We start from the raw sequence: 21,181 nt of genomic DNA on the forward strand, positions 1-21,181 counted from the left end.
TGCCACGTGCACGACAACCGTGAACTGGTGGAAGCACGTATCAACAGGTTCCTCCGGGAACGGCTGCCCGGAAGCCTGTGGCGGGACCGGAGGCCGGCGGAGCTGGCAGTTTGGGAAGCACCGGGGGAGCCGGTTCCTTTTGCCCAGGCAATCAGCCAGGACTTTCTGCCCTTTGCAGCCGGTCAGGCGTGGGGCGCCCCTTGGGGAACCACCTGGTTCCGCATCTCCGGTACGGTTCCGCTGGAATGGCGGGGACCCGGAGCAGGCCGGCCGGAACTGCTCATCGACCTGGGCTTCAGCGGCAACGGCCCCGGATTTGAGGCGGAAGCACTGGTGTACACGCCGTCCGGGGAGATTGTGAAGGCGGTGGAGCCGCGGAACCTGTACGTACCGCTGCGGCAGCTGCCGGGTGAGCCCTTCGAGTTCTACGTGGAAGCGGCATCCAATCCGAACATCATTTCCGGCTTCACCTACGCGCCAACACCGTTGGGCGATCCGGCGACCGCGGGCGGGAACCCGCTGTATGTTTTCCGCGGGGCGGACGCCGCCCTGCTGGACGTCGAGGCCTGGAACCTGGCGCAGGATTTCTGGACCCTCAACGGCCTGATGCATGAACTGCCGATGGACCTTCCCCGGCGGTATGACATCCTCCGGGCCATGGAACGGGCGGTCACCGCCGTCGACCCGTCGGATGTGGCCGGAACCGCAACGGCAGCCAGGGCGGAGCTGGCCCAAGTGCTGTCCACACCCGCCAACGCCAGCGCACACCGCATCCACGCCGTCGGGCACGCCCACATCGACAGCGCCTGGCTGTGGCCGGTGCGGGAGACGGTGCGCAAGGTCGCACGCACCTTCGCAAATGTGCTGGACCTGATGGAACAGGATCCTGAGTTCGTTTTCACGGCGTCCTCCGCACAGCAGTACGCGTGGCTCAAGCAGTACTACCCGGACCTGTTCTCCCGGGTGGCGGAAAAGGCGGCCGAAGGACGTTTTGTGCCCGTCGGAGGAATGTGGGTCGAGGCAGACACCAATATGCCCGGAGGCGAGGCGCTGGCCCGCCAGTTCCTGGCCGGGAAAAGATTTTTCCTGGAGAACTTCGGGGTGGAATCAGAAGTGGTGTGGCTGCCGGACTCCTTCGGATACTCGGCGGCACTTCCACAGATCGCCAGGGCGGCCGGCTGCCGCTGGTTCCTGACCCAGAAGATCTCCTGGAATGAGACCAACGTGGTGCCGCACAGCACCTTCCGCTGGGAGGGCATTGACGGATCCACGCTGTTCACCCATTTCCCGCCGGTGGACACCTACAATTCCGAACTGTCCGGGCGGGAACTGGCCCGAGCCCAGCGGCAGTACAAGGAAAAGGGGTTTGCGAATACTTCCCTGGTCCCGTTTGGCTGGGGCGACGGCGGCGGCGGGCCAACGCGGGAGATGCTGGCTGCTGCCCGCCGAACCGCCTCGCTGGAAGGATCACCCACCGTAAAACTGTCCAGCCCGGTGCACTTTTTTGCCGTGGCCCAGGCCGAGCTGGCGGAGCCGGCCGTCTGGTCCGGAGAGCTGTATCTGGAGTTCCACCGCGGCACCTACACCAGCCAGGCCAACACCAAGAAGGGCAACCGCCGCAGCGAGCATCTGCTGCGCGAGGCGGAGCTGTGGGCAACAGCTGCCTTCTTGGCAACCGGCGCGGACTATCCCTACGACGCTTTGGAAGAGGCATGGCAGACCGTCCTGCTGCAGCAGTTCCACGACATTCTGCCCGGCTCCTCCATTGCCTGGGTCCATCAGGAGGCCGAGCGGAACTATGCACTGGTATCGGCCGGGCTGGAGGCCCTGATCGAGGGCTCGGCGCGGGCGCTGCTGGGCGACGGCGACTCGGCGGCAGCGCTCAATGCCGGCCCGTTTTCCCAGGCCCGGGTGCCGGCCGGCGGCGCAGGACCGGCGCCGGAACCGGCCCCGTGGACCTGGCAGCGTTCCGCAGAGGGCTGGACCATCGGCAGCGACCGGCTGCGTCTCGTCGTGGACCGGGAGGGGCTGTTCCGTTCCCTGACGGACCTTCCCGGCGGCCGCGATGCCTTCCTGCCCGGGCGGCCGGGGAACCTGTTCCAGCTCTTCCGGGACACGCCCAACCAGTGGGATGCCTGGGACCTGGATGCCCATTACAAATACAGCACCACGGATTTGATGCAGCCCGATGCCATGGAGATCGAGGAGGGAAGCGGGGGCCGTACGCTTCGAATCACGCGGTCCTTCGGGAACTCGGCGGTCACCCAGCGGATCTCCCTCAGTCCCGACGGCACAGCCGTGGATCTGGAGGTGGAGGTGGACTGGCATGAGCAGCAGAAGCTGCTCAAACTTGCCTTCCCACTGGACGTGCACGCAGCCCAGGCGGCTTCGGAAATCCAATTTGGCCATGTGTACCGCCCTACACACGCCAACACTTCCTGGGACGCGGCACGTTTCGAAACAGTGGCACACCGGTGGATTCATGTGGGAGAGCCCGGCTACGGGGTGGCGGTGGCTAATGATTCCACCTACGGCCATGACACCTTCCGTGACCTGGTGGGCAGCAAGAGCTGCACCACGGTCCGGCTTTCCCTGCTCCGGGCACCGCTGTTCCCGGATCCCTCGGCCGATCAGGGCCGGCACACTTTCCGGTTTTCCCTGCGGCCGGCCGCAAGCATTGCGGACGCGCTCGCCGAGGGGTACCGCCTGAATCTTCCGCTCCGCGGGATCCGCGGGGTCTCACGGACGCGGACGGACCCGGTTGTTGCCGTGGACAACCCTGCAGTGGTGGTGGAAGCGGTCAAGCTTGCCGAAGACCGCAGCGGAGACGTCATCGTGCGGCTGTATGAGGCGCACGGCGGCCGTGCCGGTGCGGCGGTCCGCGTGGGGTTTGCCTATGACACCGTTGCTGCTGCGGATCTGCTGGAGCGTCCGCTGGCCCCCGGGTCACCGCTCACTGGCCGGACCGGAGCAGGGGAACCGGTAACGCTGATGCTTCGGCCGTTTGAAATCGTCACCCTGAGGTTCCGGCGCGGATAAGGAGGGTAGCGAAAAACCTGTGCCGCAGCCGTGAAAAACTAAAGGCATGCAACCCAGTGACACCGTCCAGCCGATCGTTCTGCTCGTGGATAAGGAAGACCCCGCGGCCCACCTCGATGCAGTTGCCGCTGCAGCCGCGGCGAGCGTGAGCGCTTATGCCCGGCGGACGGAGGACGACGCCTGGGACAACTGGGTGTATGGCCGGTTTACGAAGTCGGTCCGCCGCGCAGGACCGAAGATGTTCGAGAAGATGGCGGCTTCCGCGCCGTCCGGAACCGTCGCCGTCGGCCGGGCGAAGGCAGTGGCCTTTGAACCTGTGAGCTATGAGGAGATGCCCAAGAAGCTGCGTGCGCTGCAGGTTTCGGGCACGCACCTGCCGGACGGCGAACCGGCGCCCGCCAGCCCGGGCACGCCGCTCATCATTGTGAACGCGGACTTGGAAATGTCCACCGGCAAGGCGGGTGCCCAGGCCGCGCATGCCCTGATGGCCTGGTACCTGACGCTGTCCGCGGAGGAACGCGTTGCTTGGTATGACGACGGCGCCGGCCGGGCCGGCGTCCGGCTGGCCGCGGGCGCCGAGTTCGAGACGCTGGCGCAAGCGCCGGGGGTCGGTCCGCTGATTGTAGACGCAGGGATGACGGAGATCGCACCCAATACGGCCACAGCGTTTGTCGCGGCCGCCGGATAAAACGGCGGCCGCGGCGCCGGCACCGGCGTCAGGGGTTAGGAGAGGCGGCTGCGGACGATCTCGCTGACTGCCTTGCCGTCAAAACGGCCGGCAACCTTGGCGGTGACCGGCTTCATGACCGCACCCATCTGGCGCATGGTCAGTACCGTCCCGTCCGCCGTCAGCTCGGCCACGGCTTCGTCCACGATGGCTTCAACGTCAGCGGCGGTCAGCGGGGCGGGAAGGTAGGCTTCGATGATCTCGGCCTCGGCGATTTCAGCGGCGCCGCGTTCCTTTTCCCCGGCCTCCAGGTAGATGCCGGCGGTGTCACGGCGCTTGGCGGCTTCCTTCTGCAGCAGCGAAACCACCTGCGCATCGTCCAGTTCCACCGGTGTCTTGCCGGACTTTTCCCGGGTCTCAATTTCGCCGAGGACGTTGCGGACCGTCATGAGCGCCGTGCGGTTACCGGCTTTCATGTGGGTTTTCATGTCGGACTGGAGCTGCTCTTTGAGTGTCATGCGGACTCATTTCCGGTGAAGATTGTTGAAGTGTGTTCTTCCCATGATCTCAGCAATGCGCTCTCAGCCGGGCGCGTTCCCCGCTGCGGCACAGGCCAGGCGGGTCCGTACGCCGAGGGACTGCAGATCACCGCCTGGCAAAAGGGCATCGCCCACCAGGGACCGTCCCAGGACAACCGCAGCGGCGCCGGCGGCCAGCCAGCCGGTGACGTCATCCAAAGCGATTCCTCCTCCGGGAATCACTGGGATGTCCGGCAGCGCCCCCCGAAGGGTTGCGAGGTAGCCAGGTCCCACGGGTGCGCCGGGAAACAGCTGCACGGCGGTGGCTCCCGTCCGCCAGCCAAGATGAACCTCGCTGGGCGTCATCGCTCCGGGGTAGCTGGCCAGTCCGCAGCCGCGGGCGGCATGGACCACGTCCGGCGCCACATGAGGGGACATGACAAAGCGTGCCCCGGCGTTGGCTGCCCGGACAACGCCCTCGGGCGCGAGCACCGCAGCGAGTCCCAGGTCCACGCCGTCCGGCAGCCTGCCGGCCAGATGCTCAAGTGCACTGAGAGTGTTCCCCGCCGGGGTAAGGGCCAGGCAGCGCACGCCGTTAGCCACGAGGGTGTCCGCAGCGGCCGCAACCTGAGACAAATCCGGGCGGTATTGGTCGGGTGCGGAATTGGTTGCAAGCACGGCCGCAATCCGGGTTTGCTGCAGCCCGGTGCCCATTGGCGCCCGGTTTGGCATGGGGCTGACTGGTTCCGTGGTCATGTGCAGCGCCAAATCATGGGCGGGGCCTTCCCAGCTTTTAGGTCAGCGTTCCGGGGTCTTTTCGCCGGCCTCCACCGGTATGCCGATGATGTTGCTGCCCACCGGCATGGGGCAGGTGCCGAACGCGGTGAAGGCGCTGGGATAGTTCACGGCCCGGTTGAAGTCCACTGTGACGGCAGACGTGCCCGGTGCCGGCGCGTCGAAGACGACTTTGCGCCATCCGGCAGTGCTTTGGTTGTTGGTGGCATCGTGGAAGGTGAGGGCCAGCCGGCCGGTTCCCTCGGCACTGACCTGCAGCCGGTACTCGTGCTCCTCTCCGGGCAGCTGAACCACGAGTTCGCCCACGGTGAGGTGCACGCCGTCGACGGCGGGATGCGCGGTGCGGATCGGAACCTCCACCGGCTCGGGATAGGCCTCAAAGCGGCCCTGGACCACCAGATCGGGACGGTAATCGAAAGTTGGCACGCCGTCGAAATCGGTGAACACGGCCGAGGCGGCGTCGCGGGTGCGGATGGCGTAGCGGCCGCCGCGCCGGGCCAGCTCCACGGCTATCCGCCGGCCGTCGGAACCGCCGAAATACACCCACAGAAGTGACTCCTCGTCCGCCAGGGATGCCGTGACAGTGCCGTCCACCGGGGCGCCTGTTTCGGCGAGGGTCAGGCCGTCGTCGGCGGCGGCGGACAGGGTTGCCGCAGCATCGTCCGCAGCCCAAAGGCCCGGAAGATGCTCCACCGCCGCAGGCTCAACCGTCAGCCACTGCAGAGACGTCAGGGTCAGCCAGCCGTGCTGCTGCGCCAACTCGGCATCCCGCGCGCTGCGGAACCGGCGCCATTCCTCCAGGACTTCGGGCGTGGGCGTACTCATGGTTCCTCCTGATTGTCCGCCAAAATAATATTTGTCTCTCTGCAGGGAAGTGTAACTGCGCAGTTTGTAGGATGAGGCCATGGAAACCAACGGTTCACTGCCTTCGCTCGATCAGCTGCGCCACCGCCAGACCGAGCTGGTGACTGCCCTTTCCGTTGAAACCAGCACCTCTTCCCTGGCCGCGTTGAGCACAGAGCTGGAAAGCGTTCTGGAACAGATCCAGCAGCACGGCAGCCAGCGGATGTAGGTCGTCCAGGCGGGGACCCCGCCGTCGTCGTCCCCTGCCGCCACTCGGATGAGGGCGGCATCGAAGTTGCCGGGTCTTAATTCGGTTACGCTGAATCGGCCGCCGCAGCCGCGGCGGTTGACCGCGAAGTGCTCACAGCAACTCGCAAAGTCTCAGGGGGACACCATGATCAATTTTTTCGATCCGTCATTTAAGAAGTTTTCGGCACCCATTCTGATCAAGCTGTATTACGGACTGTCCGTGGGCTTGCTGGCCCTGTTCTGGCTGGTTCTGCTCATCAGAGCTTTCGACGATGGTTTCCTGAGCGGCTTCCTGGTCCTGATCCTGGGCCCGGTGGTTGCCTTCTTCCTGCTGATAGCCACTCGGATTTCCTGCGAGTGGATTCTGGCCACCATCCAGGTTTCTCAGAACACTGCCAAGTTGGTTGATTTGATGGGCGGAACCTCTGCCCCGCTGGCCGGCGCAGCCGCGCCCGGAGGCACGTCCGGACGTCGTGGTGCAGGGCAGACGCCGTCCCGGCAGCCTGCGCCGATGCCGCCGGAACAGTAGACCGTGCCGGTTGCACCGCCCCGGCGGGCACCCGTCGGAGTGGTGCAACCAACGCGTAAATATGACCCACGCCTCACAACCGATAGTGTTGGTTGGTCCCATCTAAGAAAGGCCACCATGCACGACCGCATTCACCATGAAGGACTGCTTGAGCGCAGAATGTCCGCAGAACAGGCGGCCGCGCTCATCAAGCCGGGTATGACCGTGGCGATGAGCGGGTTTACCGGCGCCGGCTACCCCAAAGCCGTCCCGCAGGCGCTTGCCGTCCAAATGGAAGAAGCCCACGCCCGCGGCGAAGATTTCCAGATCAAAGTACTCACCGGTGCCTCCACCGCTCCCGAGCTCGACGGCGTGCTCGCAAAGGCCGGCGGCATGGAACTGCGTCTGCCGTACCAGTCGGATCCCACCCTGCGGAAGCGGATCAACGACGGCGAACTTGAGTACATTGATATCCACCTCGGGCACGTGGCTCAGTACACCTGGTTTGGCTTCTACGGCCACATTGACCTGGCGGTGATCGAGGTGGTGGGCATCAATGAAGACGGCTCCCTGATTCCGTCGTCGTCGGTTGGCAACAACAAGACGTGGATTGAGCAGGCAGACAAGATCATCCTGGAAGTGAATGTCCAGCAGGCCGCTGCCATGGACGGCATGCATGACGTTTACTACGGCACGGCGCTGCCTCCGCACCGCAAGCCCATCATGCTGGTCAATCCGGATGACCGGATCGGCGAGCCCTACCTGCGGCTGGATCCGGACAAGGTCCTCGCCGTCGTGGAAACCGATGCTCCGGACCGCATGACTCCCTTCGCTGCACCCGATGAAACCTCCACGCAGATCGCCGGGCACCTGATCGATTTCTTCGGGGACGAGATCAAAGCCGGCCGGCTGACCGACAAGCTCCTGCCGCTGCAGTCCGGTGTAGGAAACATCGCCAATGCCGTCCTGGGCGGGCTGGCGACCTCGGGGTACACCGGGTTGACTGCCTACACCGAAGTCATTCAGGACGGGATGCTGCACCTGATCCGCGACGGGGTGATCCGCGTGGCGTCCGCGACGTCCTTCTCGCTGAGCCCTGCGGGAATCGAAGAGTTCAACTCCAACATCGAGTTCTACCGCAAGCGCATCATCCTGCGCACCCAGGAGATCTCCAACCACCCCGAACTCATCCGCCGGCTGGGCTGCATCGCCATGAACGGCATGATCGAGGCGGACATTTACGGCAACGTGAATTCCACCCACGTGGCCGGCACGGCCATGATGAACGGCATCGGCGGATCCGGCGACTTTGCCCGCAACGGCTTCCTGTCCGCGTTCCTCTCACCGAGCACAGCCAAGGGCGGGAAAATCTCCGGCATCGTGCCCATGGTCAGCCATGTGGACCATACGGAGCATGACACCATGCTGATCGTGACCGAGCAGGGCCTGGCGGACCTTCGCGGGCTGTCGCCCAAGCAGCGGGCCCGTACCATCATCGAGAAGTGTGCGCATCCGGACTTCCAGCCCCTGCTGCAGGATTACTTCGACCGGGCCAGCCGCGAGAGCTTCGGCAAGCACACTCCGCACCTGCTGGACGAGTCATTGTCCTGGCACCACCGGTTTGTGGAAACCGGTGACAGCCGCCCGGCGGTGGCTGCACAGGCGTAAGGGGCGAACGGACACCCGCGGCACACAGCCGGCGTGCTGTTTTCCGGCAGACATGCTAGAAACGCTCAGATGAGCGAATTCGGCGGCCGGTCTGCAGCCCAACGTAAAGGCACCGTGCCGCTGCCCCTGTGGCTGGCGGCCGTCGCCGTCATCCTGGTGGCAGTGAACCTGCGGCCGGGTGCGACGTCGGTGGGGCCGGTCCTTGCCGAGATCCAGGCGGGTCTTGGCATGGGATCGGTCCAGGCCGGGATTTTGACCGCGTTGCCGGGCCTCACCTTCGCGGTGGTGGGAGCCCTTGCCGTGACGGTCTCGCGCAGGGCTGGTGTCGCGTGGACCATCACCCTGGGGCTGGGGCTGGTTTCCGCCGGATTGCTGCTCCGGTCGATAGCGCTTTCCCCGGTGCTGTTCATGACTCTGACGGTGCTGGCGTTCGCCGGCATGGCGATGGGCAATATCCTGGTCCCGGCCTTCATCAAGAGCCACGGCGGGTCCCGAACTGCCCTGTTGAATTCGGTGTACGGCACAACCCTTGCGGCGGGAGCCACGCTTCCTCTGCTGGTGGCAGCGCCGCTGACCGCCTCGGATTCCGGGGGATGGCAGCTCAGCCTCAGGATATGGGGGCTGGCGGCCCTGGCGGCGTTTGTTCCCTGGATCCTGGTCTCCGTGCGCAACCGCAGAACAGCAGTGCATATGGAGGATGCGTCGGCACCGAGGGACCGGCTGCGGATCACCTCTTCCCGGACCGCTGTGGCTCTGTGCGTGTACTTCGGTGTGCAGTCCATGCACGCCTACGTCCAGTTTGGCTGGGTGGCTCAGATTTACCGCGACGCCGGACTGGAGCAGGCTCAGGCCGGGTTGATGGCGGCCATCCTTGCATCCCTGGGTATAGCCGGGGGCCTAATCATGCCGGCGTTGGTGGCGCGGGCTCCGGGCCTGCACTTCTACATTGCAGGTCTGGCAGCAGCGGTGGTGGCCGGGTATCTGGGTTTGTTGCTGGCCCCCGCAACGGTGCCGTGGATGTGGGCGCTTCTGCTCGGAGTCGGCGGCTTTGCGTTCCCCACGGCGCTGGCCCTGATCACGGCTCGTTCCCGGGATCCCCGGGTGACCGCGGAGCTGTCAGGGTTCTGCCAGCCGGTGGGCTATCTGCTGGCAGCGGCAGGCCCGTTTGCCATCGGTGCCCTGCACGAGGCTACGGGCAGCTGGACGGTTCCGCTGCTCATCCTCATTGCATCAGCTGCCGTCATGGCCGTAGCCGGAATTATTGCTGCAGCTCCGCGCTTTGTGGACGATCAATTGCGGCGGCATCCGGCCTAATCCGCGTCTGCGCCGGGCCCGATCCGGCCTGCCTCCGGTCCGGTCCTGCCTGACCCGGCCTGATCCTGCTAACTTCCGCGGGCGTGTTTCCAGCTCAGCGGTCGCCGCGCAGCCGGTCGATTTCCCGGCGGTCTTTCTTGGTGGGACGTCCGGCGCCGCGGTCCCGAAGCGGAACACCCAGCGCGGGTCCCACCGGACGGGGAGGGGTGTGGTCGGTAAAGCAATGGGAAGCAGCCTCCGCACCCACCCGCTTGGCAATGAGCTGTCGGACTTCCAGGATGCGTTCATAACCGGGCTGGCGGACCCTGATGGTGTCTCCGGGCTGGACCTGCTGGGCGGCCTTGGCCGGGTTGCCGTTCAACCTGACATGGCCGGCGCGGCAGGCAGCGGTGGCGGCGGATCTGGTCTTGTAGGCACGGATGGCCCACAGCCAGGCGTCCACGCGGACTGATTTGGGGGTGCTGGCGGGAATGCTCATGGGGCTACCGATTCTACTGGGTGTCCTTGGGAGGCAGGGACGTATCCCTGAGACGTGCAGCGTCAGCCTGGGCATCCAGCTGTTCCGGTGTGGGGACCGTGCCGGGAATGGAGTTGCGGAACGGCTGTGCACCCCTTGCCGAGGCCAGCATCTGCCGCAGTTCCGCCGGAGTGTATGGGTCGGGGGCGCCCCGGTGCGCAATGGCATGGCAGTTGGGGCACATCGGCACCAGATCGGATACCGGATCCAGAACATAATCAGGGCTGATGGCTGACGGCGGAACAATGTGGTGCACCTGGACGAAGGATGCTCCCGCCGATCCGTACATCTGCTCCATGGACAGGCCGCACGCGGCACACGATGTTCCGTGGAAAGCGACACACCGCTGCACACCCTCGGGGTCATGCTCGCAGCGGTTCACCGCTACTTCGCGCAGGGTGTCCTGAGGAAGGCTTCCCGGCAGCGGAATGGTGGGGTCCACAGCCCCCAGCCAGCCCTCGGGGACCGGCCGCGACCTCAGATATGACGTCCATGCGGCACGCATCTGCCCTTCTGCGGGGGGCGGAACAACGGTTCCCGTACTGCGCACGGCGTTCCAGTTCAGGTCCGGCACACTCTCCTGCAGCAACTCAGCCGGCAGGGCATCGCCCGGGGGCAGCAGCAGGTCAAAAACGACTCCGGCCAGTAGTCCCAACCGGGCCGGCAGTGCCGCGCCCGGTTGGGGCGCGGCGGCCACCACCCCGTGACCCAGCAGCCCGCGGCCGTGCCGGCCCTGGGCGAACAGCCACACGTCGGTGCCGCGCGCCATCTGCTGTCCGCGTCCCACCCTCCAGCGGATCCCGAAGAGTCCCGTGCGGTCCACCGTCGCCGCAGCCATGGCATAGTCTGCGCGGCCGGGTCCGGCACCAAACGCAGTGGCCGGATTCCAGCCAAGCACGACGGCGGCCATGTGTTCTCCTTACCCGTTACGGATTGCGGTCCGGTTCGCTCAAAAAGTGCCCTAGTTAATACGCGCTTCGCGGCCTTCCCATTCCGAGGACCGCAGTTCATTCTTGCGGATTTTCCCGGTGGATGTCTTGGGCAGATCAATAATGAACTCCACGCTGCCCGGAGCCTTGTAGGAAGCAATCTGGGATTTGACGTGCTTCAGCAGGTCCGCTTCGGTCACGTCCCGGCCCGGGGCCAGCACCACAAAAGCCTTGGGCCGCTCACCCCAGCGTTCATCGGGGATTCCGATCACGGCGACGTCGGCCACAGCCGGGTGGCTGGCCAGCGCCTGTTCCACCTCAATGGTGGAAATGTTCTCGCCGCCGGACACCACCACGTCCTTGGAACGGTCCAGCAGTTGGACGTAGCCGTCCGGATGCATGACCCCCAGGTCTCCGGTGTGGAACCAGCCGCCGTAGAAAGCTGTTGCCGTCCCCTCGTCGTCGCGGTAGTACCCCTTCATCACAGAGTTCCCGCGCATCACGATCTCGCCCATCTCGACACCGTCCGCGGCCACGTCGGCCAGCCCGCCGTCGTCGTCAGGCATGTCGCGGACCACGCGCAGGCGCTCGGAAGTCAGCATGCCCACGCCTTGGCGTGCCATGTTCTTGGCCAGCGCGTCCGCGTCCAGGTCCGCCCAGGCAGCCTGCGGCTCGCACACCGCGTACGGCCCGTAGGACTCGGTGAGGCCGTAGACATGCACCACGGTGGCCTGCAGCTGATGGATTTTGTTGATGACGGTGGGGCTCGGGGGAGCGCCGGCGGTGACGATGGTCAGCGGGTGTTCCAGGGTGTGGGCTTCCTCCGCGGTGGCAATGGCGCTCAGTACGGTGGGTGCGCCAGCCAGATGGTCAATGCCGTGGGTGTCGATTAGCCGCCAGATTTCCGGGCCGCGCACGGCGCGCAGGCAGACGTGGGTACCGGATGCTGCGGTCAGCGCCCAGGTGGTGCACCAACCGTTGCAGTGGAACATGGGCAGCGTCCACAGGTAGGTAGTGTCTGCACCGAAGCCCTGGTGGTGGACCTCGCCGAGCGAGTTTAGGTAGGCCCCGCGGTGCGTGTACATCACGCCCTTGGGTCGGCCGGTGGTGCCGGAGGTGTAATTGAGGCTGATGACAGTGTTTTCGTCTGCGACTTCCCAGGGGAGAGGAATGTCGGTTCCGCGTGACAGGAAATCAGCGTACGACGTCGTTCCCTCCACAGTGTCGGAGGTTCCGTCCTGGAGCGGGAAGGAGAAAGCTTCGGTGACCGTTTCCAGTTCCGGGGTGCCGAGTCCGCGCAGCAGGTCCGGGTCGCCGAAGAGCAGGGTGGCTCCGGAATGGTTGCAGATGTAGGCCACTTCGGGCGGGGACAGCCGGGTGTTCAGCGGCACGATGACGCCGCCGGTAAGGGGGACGGCGTAGTGGGCGATCAGCAGTTCTGCTGAGTTGGTGCCAAGGAATGCCGCGCGGCTGCCCTCCTCCAGGCCGGATGCGCGAAGCGCGTGTGCCGTCTTCGTGACCGTCGCTGCGAGCTCCCGGTAGGTCAGGGTCCGGTCACCGTCTATTACAGCGATTTTTTCCGGGTGTACCTGAGCTGCGCGTTCGAGAAAGCGCAGAGGTGTCAAAGCAGTGTCCAAGCCGGGCATTGTTCTCCTTCAAGGCAGGTTGATGCCCACCAACGCTACAGGGTTTGTGAGGCTTGGGTCACATTCTGTGCAGCGCTCAAGGATTTGCGCCGGTGTTGTGGGTTTCTGCGTTGTTCAGTGGGGACGCCTGTCCGGCGGGGCTTATCCGGCCGAGTTGGAGGCCAGGTGCCCGTTTGTCAGCGGGACTGATACGTCAAACAATCCGCCGACTCGGCTCCGGGGCCGACTTTGACATCATGGGCAGTGCACATCAGGTGGTCATTGTGTTGGCATTCGCTCCGCAGGCACGCGCCCACGGAGGCCAGAACTTTGGGCAGACCACCGGTTTCGGTGGTGTCAATGAAGGTGGAGCAGCTGGCATGGTCGGGGGCTCCGCCCACCGTGATGGCATAGGCAGTGCAGCCGTCGTGGTTGTAGTCGCAGCTGTGAACGGAGCAATCGCTGACGGGCGCTACGTGATCAGTCATGGTTCCTCCAAAGAAGGCTTAATGTCTGTCGGGTTCCGAACGTACCACCGGTGCACGCTAATAATTAGGGCGAATTTGTTGGACGTATTTACGGGTTCCGGAGGGTTTCTCGCTCCGCGGGAGCGTCGGGACAGGTCCGGGCCGTGCAGGTAAACCGACCTTGGCGCAGGTAGCCCACGTGAAAAAGTCGAGTATTTGGAACGTCCCAAAGTGGCCTGTTTTGGGGTTTTTGGGGCTGTTTTCGGGACAGAAATGTCGGTGGCAGGTGAAAGCCTGAAGCCATGGATCAGAACGGATCTTTTCGACGCGGCGGCACCGGTGAAGCATCCGGCGCAGGCCAGGCTGCTGTGTCCAGCCGGTCGATTTACAACGCTGAGCCGGACAGTGCCCCGAGGGATCCCGAAACCGTTCACATGGATCCGGCCTACCGGGACGGGCTTACCGGTTCGTTGGTCCTGCAGGGTGCGGAGTCCCTGACCCAGGATGAAGCCAGTGTGGTGTTGTCCCGGTTGGATGCGTTGGTGCGGTGGGCGCAGGCCCAGCAGGCCAAGGTGCTGCACCGGATGGAAATCCTCTTCCGTGATGATCTGCTCGAAGATGTTGGCCGGGAGGATCCGGCCCTGACCTTCAGTCTGGCGGCGGAGGAAGCCGCAGCCATCCTGCGCCTGCCCACGAACACCGCGAAGATGCTGATGAGTGAGGCGGGACGGTTATGCACCACCCACACCGCAACCCTGGCCCGGCTGGAGGACGGGAGCCTGGGTTACGGGCATGTGCAGACGGTGCTGGACCAGTCCCAGAACGTCCCAGAACCCGAACTGGCCGCCTTCGAGGCTTCCCTGCTGGAGGCTGCTGGTGCGGGGCACACGTCGTCCCAGTTCCGGGTGAAGGCCAGAAGGTTGCGGGAGGGCCGGTATCCGGAAACCGTTCCGGTCCGGCATAAGAGTGCTTTTGAACGCCGGCGGGTGTGTTTGGTGCCGGAAGAGGACGGGATGTCGTGGTTGTCGGCGTTGTTGCCGGCAGCGAGGGCGCAGCTGGTTTATACGCAGCTGACCACGGCGGCGCGGGGTGAGCAGGGTGCGGGGGATCCGCGGGGAGTGGATCAGTTGCGGGCCGACATTCTGGCTGACCTGCTCGACGGTGATGAGGATGCAACGGACAGTTATGACCTCGAACGAAGTGGGCCTGCCAGCGAGGTGGACACCGGTGACGGGGACAGATGCAACCCGGGCTCTGGCGACAATGGCCGGCGGAACACCCAAGCCGGCCACAACGGCAACGGCCCGGGAGACCGGGACCGCAGGGACAGGGTCAGGGACAGGGACAGGGACAGCGGCCGCGGTACCAAGGACAACCATGCCCGGGCACGTGCACGGGCACGCACCGAGATCCTGGTCCTGATCACCGCCGAGACCCTGTTTGGTGCTGATGAACAGCCTGCCGAACTGCACGGATACGGGCCGATCAGCCCCGAAACTGCCCGGCGTTTGGCCCGGCAGGCAGCGCACTGGACACCGGTGGAACGAAACCCGGACACTGAGGAGATCCTGCGGGTCGGGCGGCGGCGGAAAGTCCCGGCCGGGCTGCAGCGATGGCTGCGGGCCAGGGACGGAACATGCCGGTTCCCGGGATGCCGGACCAACGCCGTCATCGCCGAAATAGACCACACCAAACCCTGGTCCCACGGCGGGGCCACCGATCATGACAACCTGGAGCATCTCTGCAAGCGGCATCACATGTTCAAGTCCCGGGGCTTCTGGAAAGCACAACAACACAGTCCCGGAATTATTGAGTGGACCTCGCCGGGCGGGCGGACCTACCGCACCGATCCACACCTGACCCTGGCCGCAGGGCTGAGCACGCGACCCAGCTCGGGATCCGGAGTGGAAGCCACGAAACCTGCAGTAAGCCGGATGTCGGGCTGGATCTCCGCCGACGAGCTCCCTGGCTATGGTGAGGATCCACCACCCTTCTGACCAGACAAGATGGCCGCAACTGGGCCGAGCTGCGCCCGGATGGGTCGAGCTGCGCACGGCTGGTGCAGGCGGTCAGAAGGGGGAGCTAACCCAGCTCCTCAAGTTTGGTTTGTGCCTTTTCCACCGCTCGGCGTGCCGCCCGGGCTGTCCGGCGGGCGCCGTCTCGCGCCCGTTCCAGCGTGCCGGAGCGCCGATCGGTTGCTGCTACTTCGTGTTCCAGCTCGCGGATCCGGTCCCGCAGGTCGTCAATTTCATCAGTCAGTTCGTCACGGCGGGCGGCGACGGCGTCGATTTCTTCTTGTGCAGCCCGCAGCGTTTCCTCGGCCTGTTCAGCATCGCGCTGGGCGTCCGCCAAGGATGTTTTGGCCGCCCGGAGTGCCCGTGCAGCCGCAGCACTAACGGCAGATTTCTTTTTGGCGGACTGGTTCCCGCTGGCACCGGCTCCAGTGTTGGGCTTGGACGCAGACCTGCGCTGCTGGCCGCCGCTGGCAGAGAGGGGCCGGACTGATGACGGATCCGCTACGGATCCGTCCACGTTCACAGGATCCCAACCGTTGGCTTCCAGCGCGCGCACCAGCTGGCCGCTGGCCGCAGCCGCGGCAGCATCGGCGTCGGTCATGGCCGCCCACAACGTTTGTTCCACCTCGGCACCCACAGCTGCGCTGACCGGGCGGCCAAGCTCCTCAGCAAGGCTGCGGGCCTCTCGGGCGGCAGAACGCAGCAGGCGCTGACGCTCCCCGCTGAGCCGCCGCAGCTGCTGCTGGTCCATGTCATCCTGGGCTTCGCGCAGCACAGCACCCAGCTCCAAGACTTCCGAGATGAGCTCAGAGCGGTGCAGGGCCAACATGTTGACCAGCCAGGCCCCGGCAGACGGCTTGGGCAATGACCGCAGCGCCTTGCCCAGCTCCTTGTTCCCCGCTTTCGCGGCTTCTGCAGCCAAATTGTTTCTGGCTGAGGTGAACGTATCGGGCATCAGTGCGTAAAGTTCCGCTACGGCCTGAGCCACGTCCGGCATGCCACTCCACCTACATCAATCAGTCAGTTCGTCACATCATTTGGTCCAACCGGCCCCACAACACCATTCCGGCCATTACCAGCAGGATAGCCGGAAGTACTGCGGTCTGCCGCTGGCCCTGCCTCAGGTGCATCAGCACCGCCAAGGTCATCAGCGCGGCCAAACAGCCTGCAGCTACGGCTGTCACAAGAGGAGACCACCCCAGTATCCCGGGAGCCAGGACACAGATGCCGGCAACAAGTTCCGCTGCCCCCAGAGCGCGGATGGTCCCCGGGGCATACCCGTCAGTCCAAGGCAGCTTCCTCAGACGGGACGCAGGGCGGGTCAGGCGCAGCCCTCCAATTCCAACGAACATGAGGGCCAGGACTATCTGCAGGATCCAGAGAAAAAGGGTCATGGGTGCGGCGGTATTCCTCGGGCAGCAGAACTGGGTTGGTTGACGCTCAAGTCAAGCACGGTTTTCACGGCATAACGAGGGTGGAACCCCAGGCGTCAAAGGAACCGCTCACTCAAAGGAACCGTTCAGCGGCGGAGCTCGGAGGGGACCGAGGTGCTGGAGCGGACAACGAAGTCGGTGGGGTAGAACCGCTGGATCCAGTCGGCTTCCAGCGGTTTCTTTGCCAACAGGGACAGCACCGCTGCGACGGCGGCGGCCCCCTGGCCCTTCGGATCCTGGCTGATGGTGGTCAAACCGAAAACCTCCCCCAGTTCGTGGCCGTCAATGCCGATGACGGATAAGTCCTCAGGAACACGCAGCCCAAGTCCCCTGGCGGCGAGGATAGCCCCGATGGCAAGTTCATCCGAGGCGCAGAAGATGCCTGTGGGAGGGTTGTGGGGTGCCGCCAGGAGACTCTTTGCGGCCTCCACGCCGCTGGCCACTGAAAAGTCAGGACTGTTGATGTGCAGGCATTCCAGCCCGGCCCGTGCCATTGCCCGCTCGTAGCCGTCCCGGCGGGTGCTCCCCAGCCGAAAGTCGCGTTCGAGTTCCTCACCGCCGCCGATGTGGGCAATCCGTGTGTGGCCCAGCGAAACCAGATGTTCCGTGGCCAGCATGGAAATGCTGGCTTCATCCACCCGGATGGTGTGGGTCCCGGGCAGCGGGCCGCCAATGGCGACAATCGGCTTGCCAACAGCATGCAGCTGGGCGAGTTCCTCGTCGGTGAGTTTCAGGGCCACCGCAATGACGGCGTCGAGCCTCTTGCGCCGCAGCATCTCCGTCAACACGCTCTCGCGGTGACCCGGACCGTCGCTGGTGTTGTACAGCGTGAGATCGTAGCCGGCATCAATGAGCGCAGCAGCAGCACCTTCGAGAACCTGGGAGAAATACCAGCGACCCACGGTGGGCATGACAATTCCGATGTTGCGGCTTCGTCCCGAGGCCAGCGACGACGCGTTGTAGGACAGGACGTATCCCAGCTCATCGGCGGCTGCTTGGACCCTGCGGCGGGTGGATTCGGACACTTTGCCGTTGCCGCTGAGGGTGCGAGAGACCGTTGCCGATGAAACTCCGGCACGTGCGGCCACATCTTTGATGCCTGCCACGGTTCTCCTCGGATCGGCTTCTGCGGGGCTGGCGGCTTGGCCGGCCAAGTCAAACGGGCCGGCCGGAAGCCGGCAGTGAAACATTTTTGCGGCACCGGGCCAAGGCCCGGTGCCGCAGGAATTAGCTTAGCCGGAGCCAGACGGCGTGGTTGGGCGCCAGGATTCCTCCGGCGGCAGCCCCCGCTTCGCTGGCGACCAGCACCTCGCCCGCAGGAAGGTCAACAGGCTCGCTGCCCATGTTGAGCACCACCAGAACATTGCCGTTGAGGAAGGCAACAACTGATTCGCCGTCGACGTCGGGCCACCACGCCAGCGAACCGGCGCCCAGGGCATACTCCCGGCGGACCGCCAGCGCACTGCGGTACAGGTTTAGCGTTGATGCCGGATCCTCACGCTGGGCGTCCCGGGCCAGTAAGGCCCAGTCGGCAGGCTGGGGGAGCCAAGCCGCGCCGGTGCTGCTGAAGCCGAAGCCGTCCGACGCCGCGTGCCACGGCAGCGGAACACGGCAGCCGTCGCGGCCCAGCCGAGCCCCGCCCGTGCGGTGATAGCTGGGGTCCTGGCGGAAGTCATGCGGCATGGTGGTGTGGTCCGGAAGGCCCAGTTCTTCACCCTGGTACAAATAGACGCCGCCGGGCAGGGCCAGCATCAGCAGCGTTGCGGCGCGGGCACGGGACAGCCCGAGTTCGTAGTTGGGCTGCGGATCCTCCGGGCCCAGACCGTCACCGGGACGCTCCTGGTGGCCTTCGATGCCGAACCGTGTGGCATGGCGGACGACGTCGTGGTTGGACAGCACCCACGTGGTGGGCGCACCCACCTTGTCGAAGGCCTCCAGGGAGGAGCCGACGACGTGGCGCACGGCACCGGCGTTCCACTCGTGGTTGAGGTAAGCGAAGTTGAAGGTCTGATGCATCTCGTCGGAGCGTACCCAGTCGGAAAGACGGTCCAGCGGATCGATGGTGGCCTCGGCACACAGGACGCGTTCGCCGTCGTACTCGTCCAGCAGCTTGCGCCACGAACGGAAGATGTCGTGGACCTCCGGCTGGCCGAACATCGGAGCCTCGTGTCCCGGGAAACCTTCGGAGGAGCAGCCGTCAGCACGGCCGCCCCAGTCCGGAAGATCGGACTTCTTGATGAGGGCATGGGCAACGTCCACGCGGAAACCGCCAACGCCGCGGTCCAGCCAGAAGCGCAGCACGCGCTCAAACTCCGCGCGAACGGCAGGGTTATCCCAGTTGAAGTCGGGCTGGGTCGAATCAAACAGGTGCAGGTACCACTGGCCGGGGGTACCGTCCGTGTTGTTGGTGCGGGTCCAGGCCGATCCGCCGAAATGGGACTGCCAGTTGTTGGGCGGAGCGTCACCGTTTTCACCGGTTCCGTCACGGAAAATGAACATGTCACGCTCGGGGGAATTCGGCGGAGCCGCAAGCGCCGCTTGGAACAGGGCGTGTTCGTTGGAACAGTGGTTGGGCACCAGGTCCACGATGATCCGGATGCCGTGGCCGGAGGCCGCGTCAACTAGGGCATCGAAATCGTCCAGCGTTCCGAACAGGGGATCCACGGAGCAGTAGTCGGCGACGTCGTACCCGGCGTCATTCTGCGGAGACCGGTAGAACGGTGAAAGCCACAGCGCATCAATGTCCAGCTCGGCGAGCGACGCCATCTCGGCGGTGATGCCGGGCAGGTCGCCGATGCCGTCACCGCTCAGATCGCGGAAGGAGCGCGGATAGACCTGATAGATGACCGACGAGCGCCACCACTGGCGGTCATGCTCACTGGAGGCAGCGTGAAGGGGGACGAGGGCGGGGTTGGCATCGGGGCCAGGGCTGGAGATAACGTCGCTGAGCATGGGTGCCATCCTAGGGGCACGGACGGCGATAAATGAAAACGCTTACACAGTACGTTCCGACGCTAAGAGTGCTGATAATTCGAAGTCATTCTCCCGGTAGGCGATGCGGAAACGGTTCCCCACCCGGTCATGCACTGTGATCCAAATCTGTGATTGGACGCACACGGTGTACGCGCTTACACTTTCTCCATACTTAGGTCCCGACGGAGACTCTCCGTTTGCTCCTGTTCCCTGCGCTGCACAGCTCAGGGAGGACTCGGGCGCTGCCTGAGACAGCCTGACACCATTGAAAATCTAGGAGAGGTACACCAATGAAGGTGCACACCACGGGTACGACGGCGTTTGGCCGCCGTTCCTTCGCTCTCGGGGCCGTTTCGGTCACCGCTGCCCTTGTCCTCAGCGCCTGCGGCGGCGGCGACGCTGCCGAAAGCTCGGACTCCACGGACCTGGCCAGCGCCGGCGCCACCACCCTCACCATGTGGGTTGACGCTGAGCGTTCTCCGGCCCTGACTGACGTCACTGCTCAGTTCAAGGAAGACACCGGCATCGAAATCAAGCTGGTGACCAAGGACTTCGAGCAGGTCTCTGATGACTTCATCACCCAGGTTCCCACCGGCAAGGGCCCGGACCTGATCGTCGGCCCGCACGACTGGCTGGGCAAGTTCGTCCAGAACGGCGTGATTGCGCCGATCGAGCTTGGCGACAAGGCGGCAGACTTCCAGGAATCCTCCGTCGCAGCCATGACGTATGAGGGCAGCACCTACGGCGTTCCCTACTCCATCGAAAACATTGGCCTGCTGCGCAACGCCGACCTGGTTCCCGAACCGGCAACCACCATGGACGAAGTCATCGCCAACGGCAAGGCTGCCGTCGAAAAGGGTGCCGAGTTCCCGTTCCTGGTGGGCATGGACCCCAAGCAGGGCGATCCGTACCACCTGTACCCGTTCCAGACTTCCATGGGCGTACCCGTCTTCGGAACTGACGAGACCGGCGGCTACGACGCCTCCAAGCTGGAGCTGGGCAACGAAAACGGCGCGGCCTTCGCCGCCAAGGTGAAGGAATGGGGCGAGGGCGGAGCAGGCATCCTGAACTCCAACATCACCGCAGACATCGCCAAGGAAAAGTTCAACGCCGGGGCCTCCCCGTACTTCCTGACCGGCCCGTGGAACGTGCCGCTGGCCCAGGAAGCCGGAATCAACGTCGTCGTCGACCCGCTTCCCACCACCGGTGACCAGCCCGCCCAGCCCTTCATCGGCGTCAACGGCTTCTTCATCAGCTCCAAGAGCCAGAACTCCCTGGCCGCCACTGAGTTTGCCTTGAACTACCTGACCACCGAGGCCGTGCAGGACGCCATGTTCGAAGGCGGCGGACGTCCGCCGGCCCTGACCGCTTCGTTTGAGAAGGCTGCAGAAGATCCGATCGTCGATGCCTTCGGCAAGATCGGCGCCGACGGCGTCCCCATGCCGGCCATTCCGGAAATGGGCGCCGTCTGGGCTGACTGGGGCGGCACCGAACTCGCCCTGATCAAGGGCCAGGGCGATCCCGCAGAGTCCTGGGCAAAGATGGTCAGCAACGTCGAAGCCAAGATCGCCAAGTAGTCCGGCATCAGCCGCACCTGAGATAGACACGTCCGCCGGCGCCT

At 65.0% G+C, this 21,181-nt stretch carries 19 protein-coding genes; 8 read left to right on the forward strand and 11 right to left on the reverse strand.

Going from position 1 to position 21,181, the window contains the following annotated elements; genetic code table 11:
* Positions 1 to 6 precede the first annotated feature (6 nt).
* Both CXR00_RS16825 and CXR00_RS16830 read left to right on the forward strand, forming a co-directional pair.
* Positions 7 to 3,039: a glycoside hydrolase family 38 C-terminal domain-containing protein gene (locus CXR00_RS16825; RefSeq protein WP_104056021.1), complete on the forward strand. Its 3,033-nt coding sequence runs from the start codon at positions 7 to 9 to the stop codon at positions 3,037 to 3,039.
* A gap of 46 nt (positions 3,040 to 3,085) precedes the next feature.
* The gene (locus CXR00_RS16830; protein WP_104056023.1) at positions 3,086 to 3,727 is read left to right on the forward strand and encodes a peptidyl-tRNA hydrolase; all 642 of its coding nucleotides are present in this window, start codon (positions 3,086 to 3,088) and stop codon (positions 3,725 to 3,727) included.
* Positions 3,728 to 3,762: 35 nt separating this feature from the next.
* Here the strand turns inward: CXR00_RS16830 and CXR00_RS16835 are convergent, their stop codons facing one another.
* The 3 genes from CXR00_RS16835 to CXR00_RS16845 form a co-directional block, all read right to left on the reverse strand.
* Positions 3,763 to 4,224, reverse strand: coding sequence for a GatB/YqeY domain-containing protein (locus CXR00_RS16835; protein ID WP_104056025.1), 462 nt, complete (start codon positions 4,222 to 4,224; stop codon positions 3,763 to 3,765).
* A 63-nt stretch (positions 4,225 to 4,287) separates the two neighbouring features.
* Positions 4,288 to 4,980: a bifunctional 4-hydroxy-2-oxoglutarate aldolase/2-dehydro-3-deoxy-phosphogluconate aldolase gene (locus CXR00_RS16840; RefSeq protein ID WP_104056028.1), complete on the reverse strand. Its 693-nt coding sequence runs from the start codon at positions 4,978 to 4,980 to the stop codon at positions 4,288 to 4,290.
* 42 nt (positions 4,981 to 5,022) lie between these two features.
* Positions 5,023 to 5,844, reverse strand: a complete 822-nt coding sequence (locus CXR00_RS16845; protein ID WP_104056030.1) for a DUF1684 domain-containing protein — start codon at positions 5,842 to 5,844, stop codon at positions 5,023 to 5,025.
* Positions 5,845 to 5,923: 79 nt separating this feature from the next.
* On the opposite strand from CXR00_RS16845, the gene CXR00_RS18375 reads away from it, so the two are divergent.
* The 4 genes from CXR00_RS18375 (at position 5,924) to CXR00_RS16860 (ending at position 9,601) form a co-directional block, all read left to right on the forward strand.
* Entirely contained in the window at positions 5,924 to 6,091 is a 168-nt protein-coding gene (locus tag CXR00_RS18375) for a hypothetical protein (RefSeq protein WP_181032607.1), read from the forward strand.
* 165 nt (positions 6,092 to 6,256) lie between these two features.
* Positions 6,257 to 6,640 carry a DUF4282 domain-containing protein gene (locus CXR00_RS16850; protein ID WP_181032608.1) on the forward strand — a complete coding sequence of 128 codons (384 nt, stop codon included), beginning with the start codon at positions 6,257 to 6,259 and terminating at the stop codon, positions 6,638 to 6,640.
* 117 nt (positions 6,641 to 6,757) lie between these two features.
* Complete coding sequence (locus tag CXR00_RS16855; protein WP_104056034.1) at positions 6,758 to 8,287, forward strand: acetyl-CoA hydrolase/transferase family protein; 1,530 nt, start codon at positions 6,758 to 6,760, stop codon at positions 8,285 to 8,287.
* 69 nt (positions 8,288 to 8,356) lie between these two features.
* Positions 8,357 to 9,601, forward strand: coding sequence for an MFS transporter (locus CXR00_RS16860; protein WP_104056036.1), 1,245 nt, complete (start codon positions 8,357 to 8,359; stop codon positions 9,599 to 9,601).
* A 94-nt stretch (positions 9,602 to 9,695) separates the two neighbouring features.
* Here the strand turns inward: CXR00_RS16860 and CXR00_RS16865 are convergent, their stop codons facing one another.
* The 4 genes from CXR00_RS16865 to CXR00_RS16880 form a co-directional block, all read right to left on the reverse strand.
* Complete coding sequence (locus tag CXR00_RS16865; protein ID WP_104056038.1) at positions 9,696 to 10,079, reverse strand: RNA-binding S4 domain-containing protein; 384 nt, start codon at positions 10,077 to 10,079, stop codon at positions 9,696 to 9,698.
* A 13-nt stretch (positions 10,080 to 10,092) separates the two neighbouring features.
* The gene (locus CXR00_RS16870) at positions 10,093 to 11,028 is read right to left on the reverse strand and encodes a hypothetical protein (RefSeq protein ID WP_104056040.1); all 936 of its coding nucleotides are present in this window, start codon (positions 11,026 to 11,028) and stop codon (positions 10,093 to 10,095) included.
* Between the two features lie 51 nt (positions 11,029 to 11,079).
* Positions 11,080 to 12,693 carry an AMP-binding protein gene (locus CXR00_RS16875; RefSeq protein ID WP_104056042.1) on the reverse strand — a complete coding sequence of 538 codons (1,614 nt, stop codon included), beginning with the start codon at positions 12,691 to 12,693 and terminating at the stop codon, positions 11,080 to 11,082.
* 176 nt (positions 12,694 to 12,869) lie between these two features.
* Positions 12,870 to 13,160 (reverse strand): DUF1540 domain-containing protein, encoded by a 291-nt coding sequence (locus CXR00_RS16880; protein WP_104056044.1) that lies wholly within the window; start codon positions 13,158 to 13,160, stop codon positions 12,870 to 12,872.
* Positions 13,161 to 13,441: 281 nt separating this feature from the next.
* Between CXR00_RS16880 and CXR00_RS16885 the strand changes: the two genes are divergently transcribed.
* Entirely contained in the window at positions 13,442 to 15,136 is a 1,695-nt protein-coding gene (locus CXR00_RS16885) for an HNH endonuclease signature motif containing protein (RefSeq protein WP_104056046.1), read from the forward strand.
* 85 nt (positions 15,137 to 15,221) lie between these two features.
* Here CXR00_RS16885 and CXR00_RS16890 read toward each other — a convergent pair whose 3' ends face one another.
* The 4 genes from CXR00_RS16890 to CXR00_RS16905 form a co-directional block, all read right to left on the reverse strand.
* Entirely contained in the window at positions 15,222 to 16,151 is a 930-nt protein-coding gene (locus tag CXR00_RS16890; RefSeq protein ID WP_104056048.1) for a hypothetical protein, read from the reverse strand.
* A gap of 31 nt (positions 16,152 to 16,182) precedes the next feature.
* Positions 16,183 to 16,548 carry a DoxX family protein gene (locus CXR00_RS16895; RefSeq protein WP_104056050.1) on the reverse strand — a complete coding sequence of 122 codons (366 nt, stop codon included), beginning with the start codon at positions 16,546 to 16,548 and terminating at the stop codon, positions 16,183 to 16,185.
* A 125-nt stretch (positions 16,549 to 16,673) separates the two neighbouring features.
* Complete coding sequence (locus CXR00_RS16900) at positions 16,674 to 17,693, reverse strand: LacI family DNA-binding transcriptional regulator (protein WP_104056052.1); 1,020 nt, start codon at positions 17,691 to 17,693, stop codon at positions 16,674 to 16,676.
* A gap of 121 nt (positions 17,694 to 17,814) precedes the next feature.
* On the reverse strand, positions 17,815 to 19,539 hold the full coding sequence (locus tag CXR00_RS16905) for a glycoside hydrolase family 13 protein (RefSeq protein WP_181032609.1): 1,725 nt from the start codon (positions 19,537 to 19,539) through the stop codon (positions 17,815 to 17,817).
* A gap of 311 nt (positions 19,540 to 19,850) precedes the next feature.
* Here CXR00_RS16905 and CXR00_RS16910 point away from each other — a divergent pair, with 311 nt between their 5' ends.
* Positions 19,851 to 21,137, forward strand: coding sequence for a maltose ABC transporter substrate-binding protein (locus tag CXR00_RS16910; protein WP_104056055.1), 1,287 nt, complete (start codon positions 19,851 to 19,853; stop codon positions 21,135 to 21,137).
* The last annotated feature ends 44 nt before the right edge of the window (positions 21,138 to 21,181 follow it).

Origin of the sequence: Arthrobacter sp. 9E16 (assembly GCF_002929435.1) — a bacterium.
In the GTDB taxonomy this organism is placed as follows: Bacteria; Actinomycetota; Actinomycetes; order Actinomycetales; family Micrococcaceae; genus Arthrobacter_B; species Arthrobacter_B sunyaminii.

Bases quoted from the DNA above. Each gene is read 5' to 3' on its own strand.
- CXR00_RS16830 (WP_104056023.1), top strand. From the start codon at position 3,086: ATGCAACCCAGTGACACCGTCCAGCCGATCGTTCTGCTCGTGGATAAG.
- CXR00_RS16835 (WP_104056025.1), bottom strand. From the start codon at position 4,224: ATGACACTCAAAGAGCAGCTCCAGTCCGACATGAAAACCCACATGAAA.
- CXR00_RS16840 (WP_104056028.1), bottom strand. From the start codon at position 4,980: ATGACCACGGAACCAGTCAGCCCCATGCCAAACCGGGCGCCAATGGGC.
- CXR00_RS16845 (WP_104056030.1), bottom strand. From the start codon at position 5,844: ATGAGTACGCCCACGCCCGAAGTCCTGGAGGAATGGCGCCGGTTCCGC.
- CXR00_RS18375 (WP_181032607.1), top strand. From the start codon at position 5,924: ATGGAAACCAACGGTTCACTGCCTTCGCTCGATCAGCTGCGCCACCGC.
- CXR00_RS16850 (WP_181032608.1), top strand. From the start codon at position 6,257: ATGATCAATTTTTTCGATCCGTCATTTAAGAAGTTTTCGGCACCCATT.
- CXR00_RS16855 (WP_104056034.1), top strand. From the start codon at position 6,758: ATGCACGACCGCATTCACCATGAAGGACTGCTTGAGCGCAGAATGTCC.
- CXR00_RS16860 (WP_104056036.1), top strand. From the start codon at position 8,357: ATGAGCGAATTCGGCGGCCGGTCTGCAGCCCAACGTAAAGGCACCGTG.
- CXR00_RS16865 (WP_104056038.1), bottom strand. From the start codon at position 10,079: ATGAGCATTCCCGCCAGCACCCCCAAATCAGTCCGCGTGGACGCCTGG.
- CXR00_RS16870 (WP_104056040.1), bottom strand. From the start codon at position 11,028: ATGGCCGCCGTCGTGCTTGGCTGGAATCCGGCCACTGCGTTTGGTGCC.
- CXR00_RS16875 (WP_104056042.1), bottom strand. From the start codon at position 12,693: ATGCCCGGCTTGGACACTGCTTTGACACCTCTGCGCTTTCTCGAACGC.
- CXR00_RS16880 (WP_104056044.1), bottom strand. From the start codon at position 13,160: ATGACTGATCACGTAGCGCCCGTCAGCGATTGCTCCGTTCACAGCTGC.
- CXR00_RS16885 (WP_104056046.1), top strand. From the start codon at position 13,442: ATGGATCAGAACGGATCTTTTCGACGCGGCGGCACCGGTGAAGCATCC.
- CXR00_RS16890 (WP_104056048.1), bottom strand. From the start codon at position 16,151: ATGCCGGACGTGGCTCAGGCCGTAGCGGAACTTTACGCACTGATGCCC.
- CXR00_RS16895 (WP_104056050.1), bottom strand. From the start codon at position 16,548: ATGACCCTTTTTCTCTGGATCCTGCAGATAGTCCTGGCCCTCATGTTC.
- CXR00_RS16905 (WP_181032609.1), bottom strand. From the start codon at position 19,539: ATGCTCAGCGACGTTATCTCCAGCCCTGGCCCCGATGCCAACCCCGCC.
- CXR00_RS16910 (WP_104056055.1), top strand. From the start codon at position 19,851: ATGAAGGTGCACACCACGGGTACGACGGCGTTTGGCCGCCGTTCCTTC.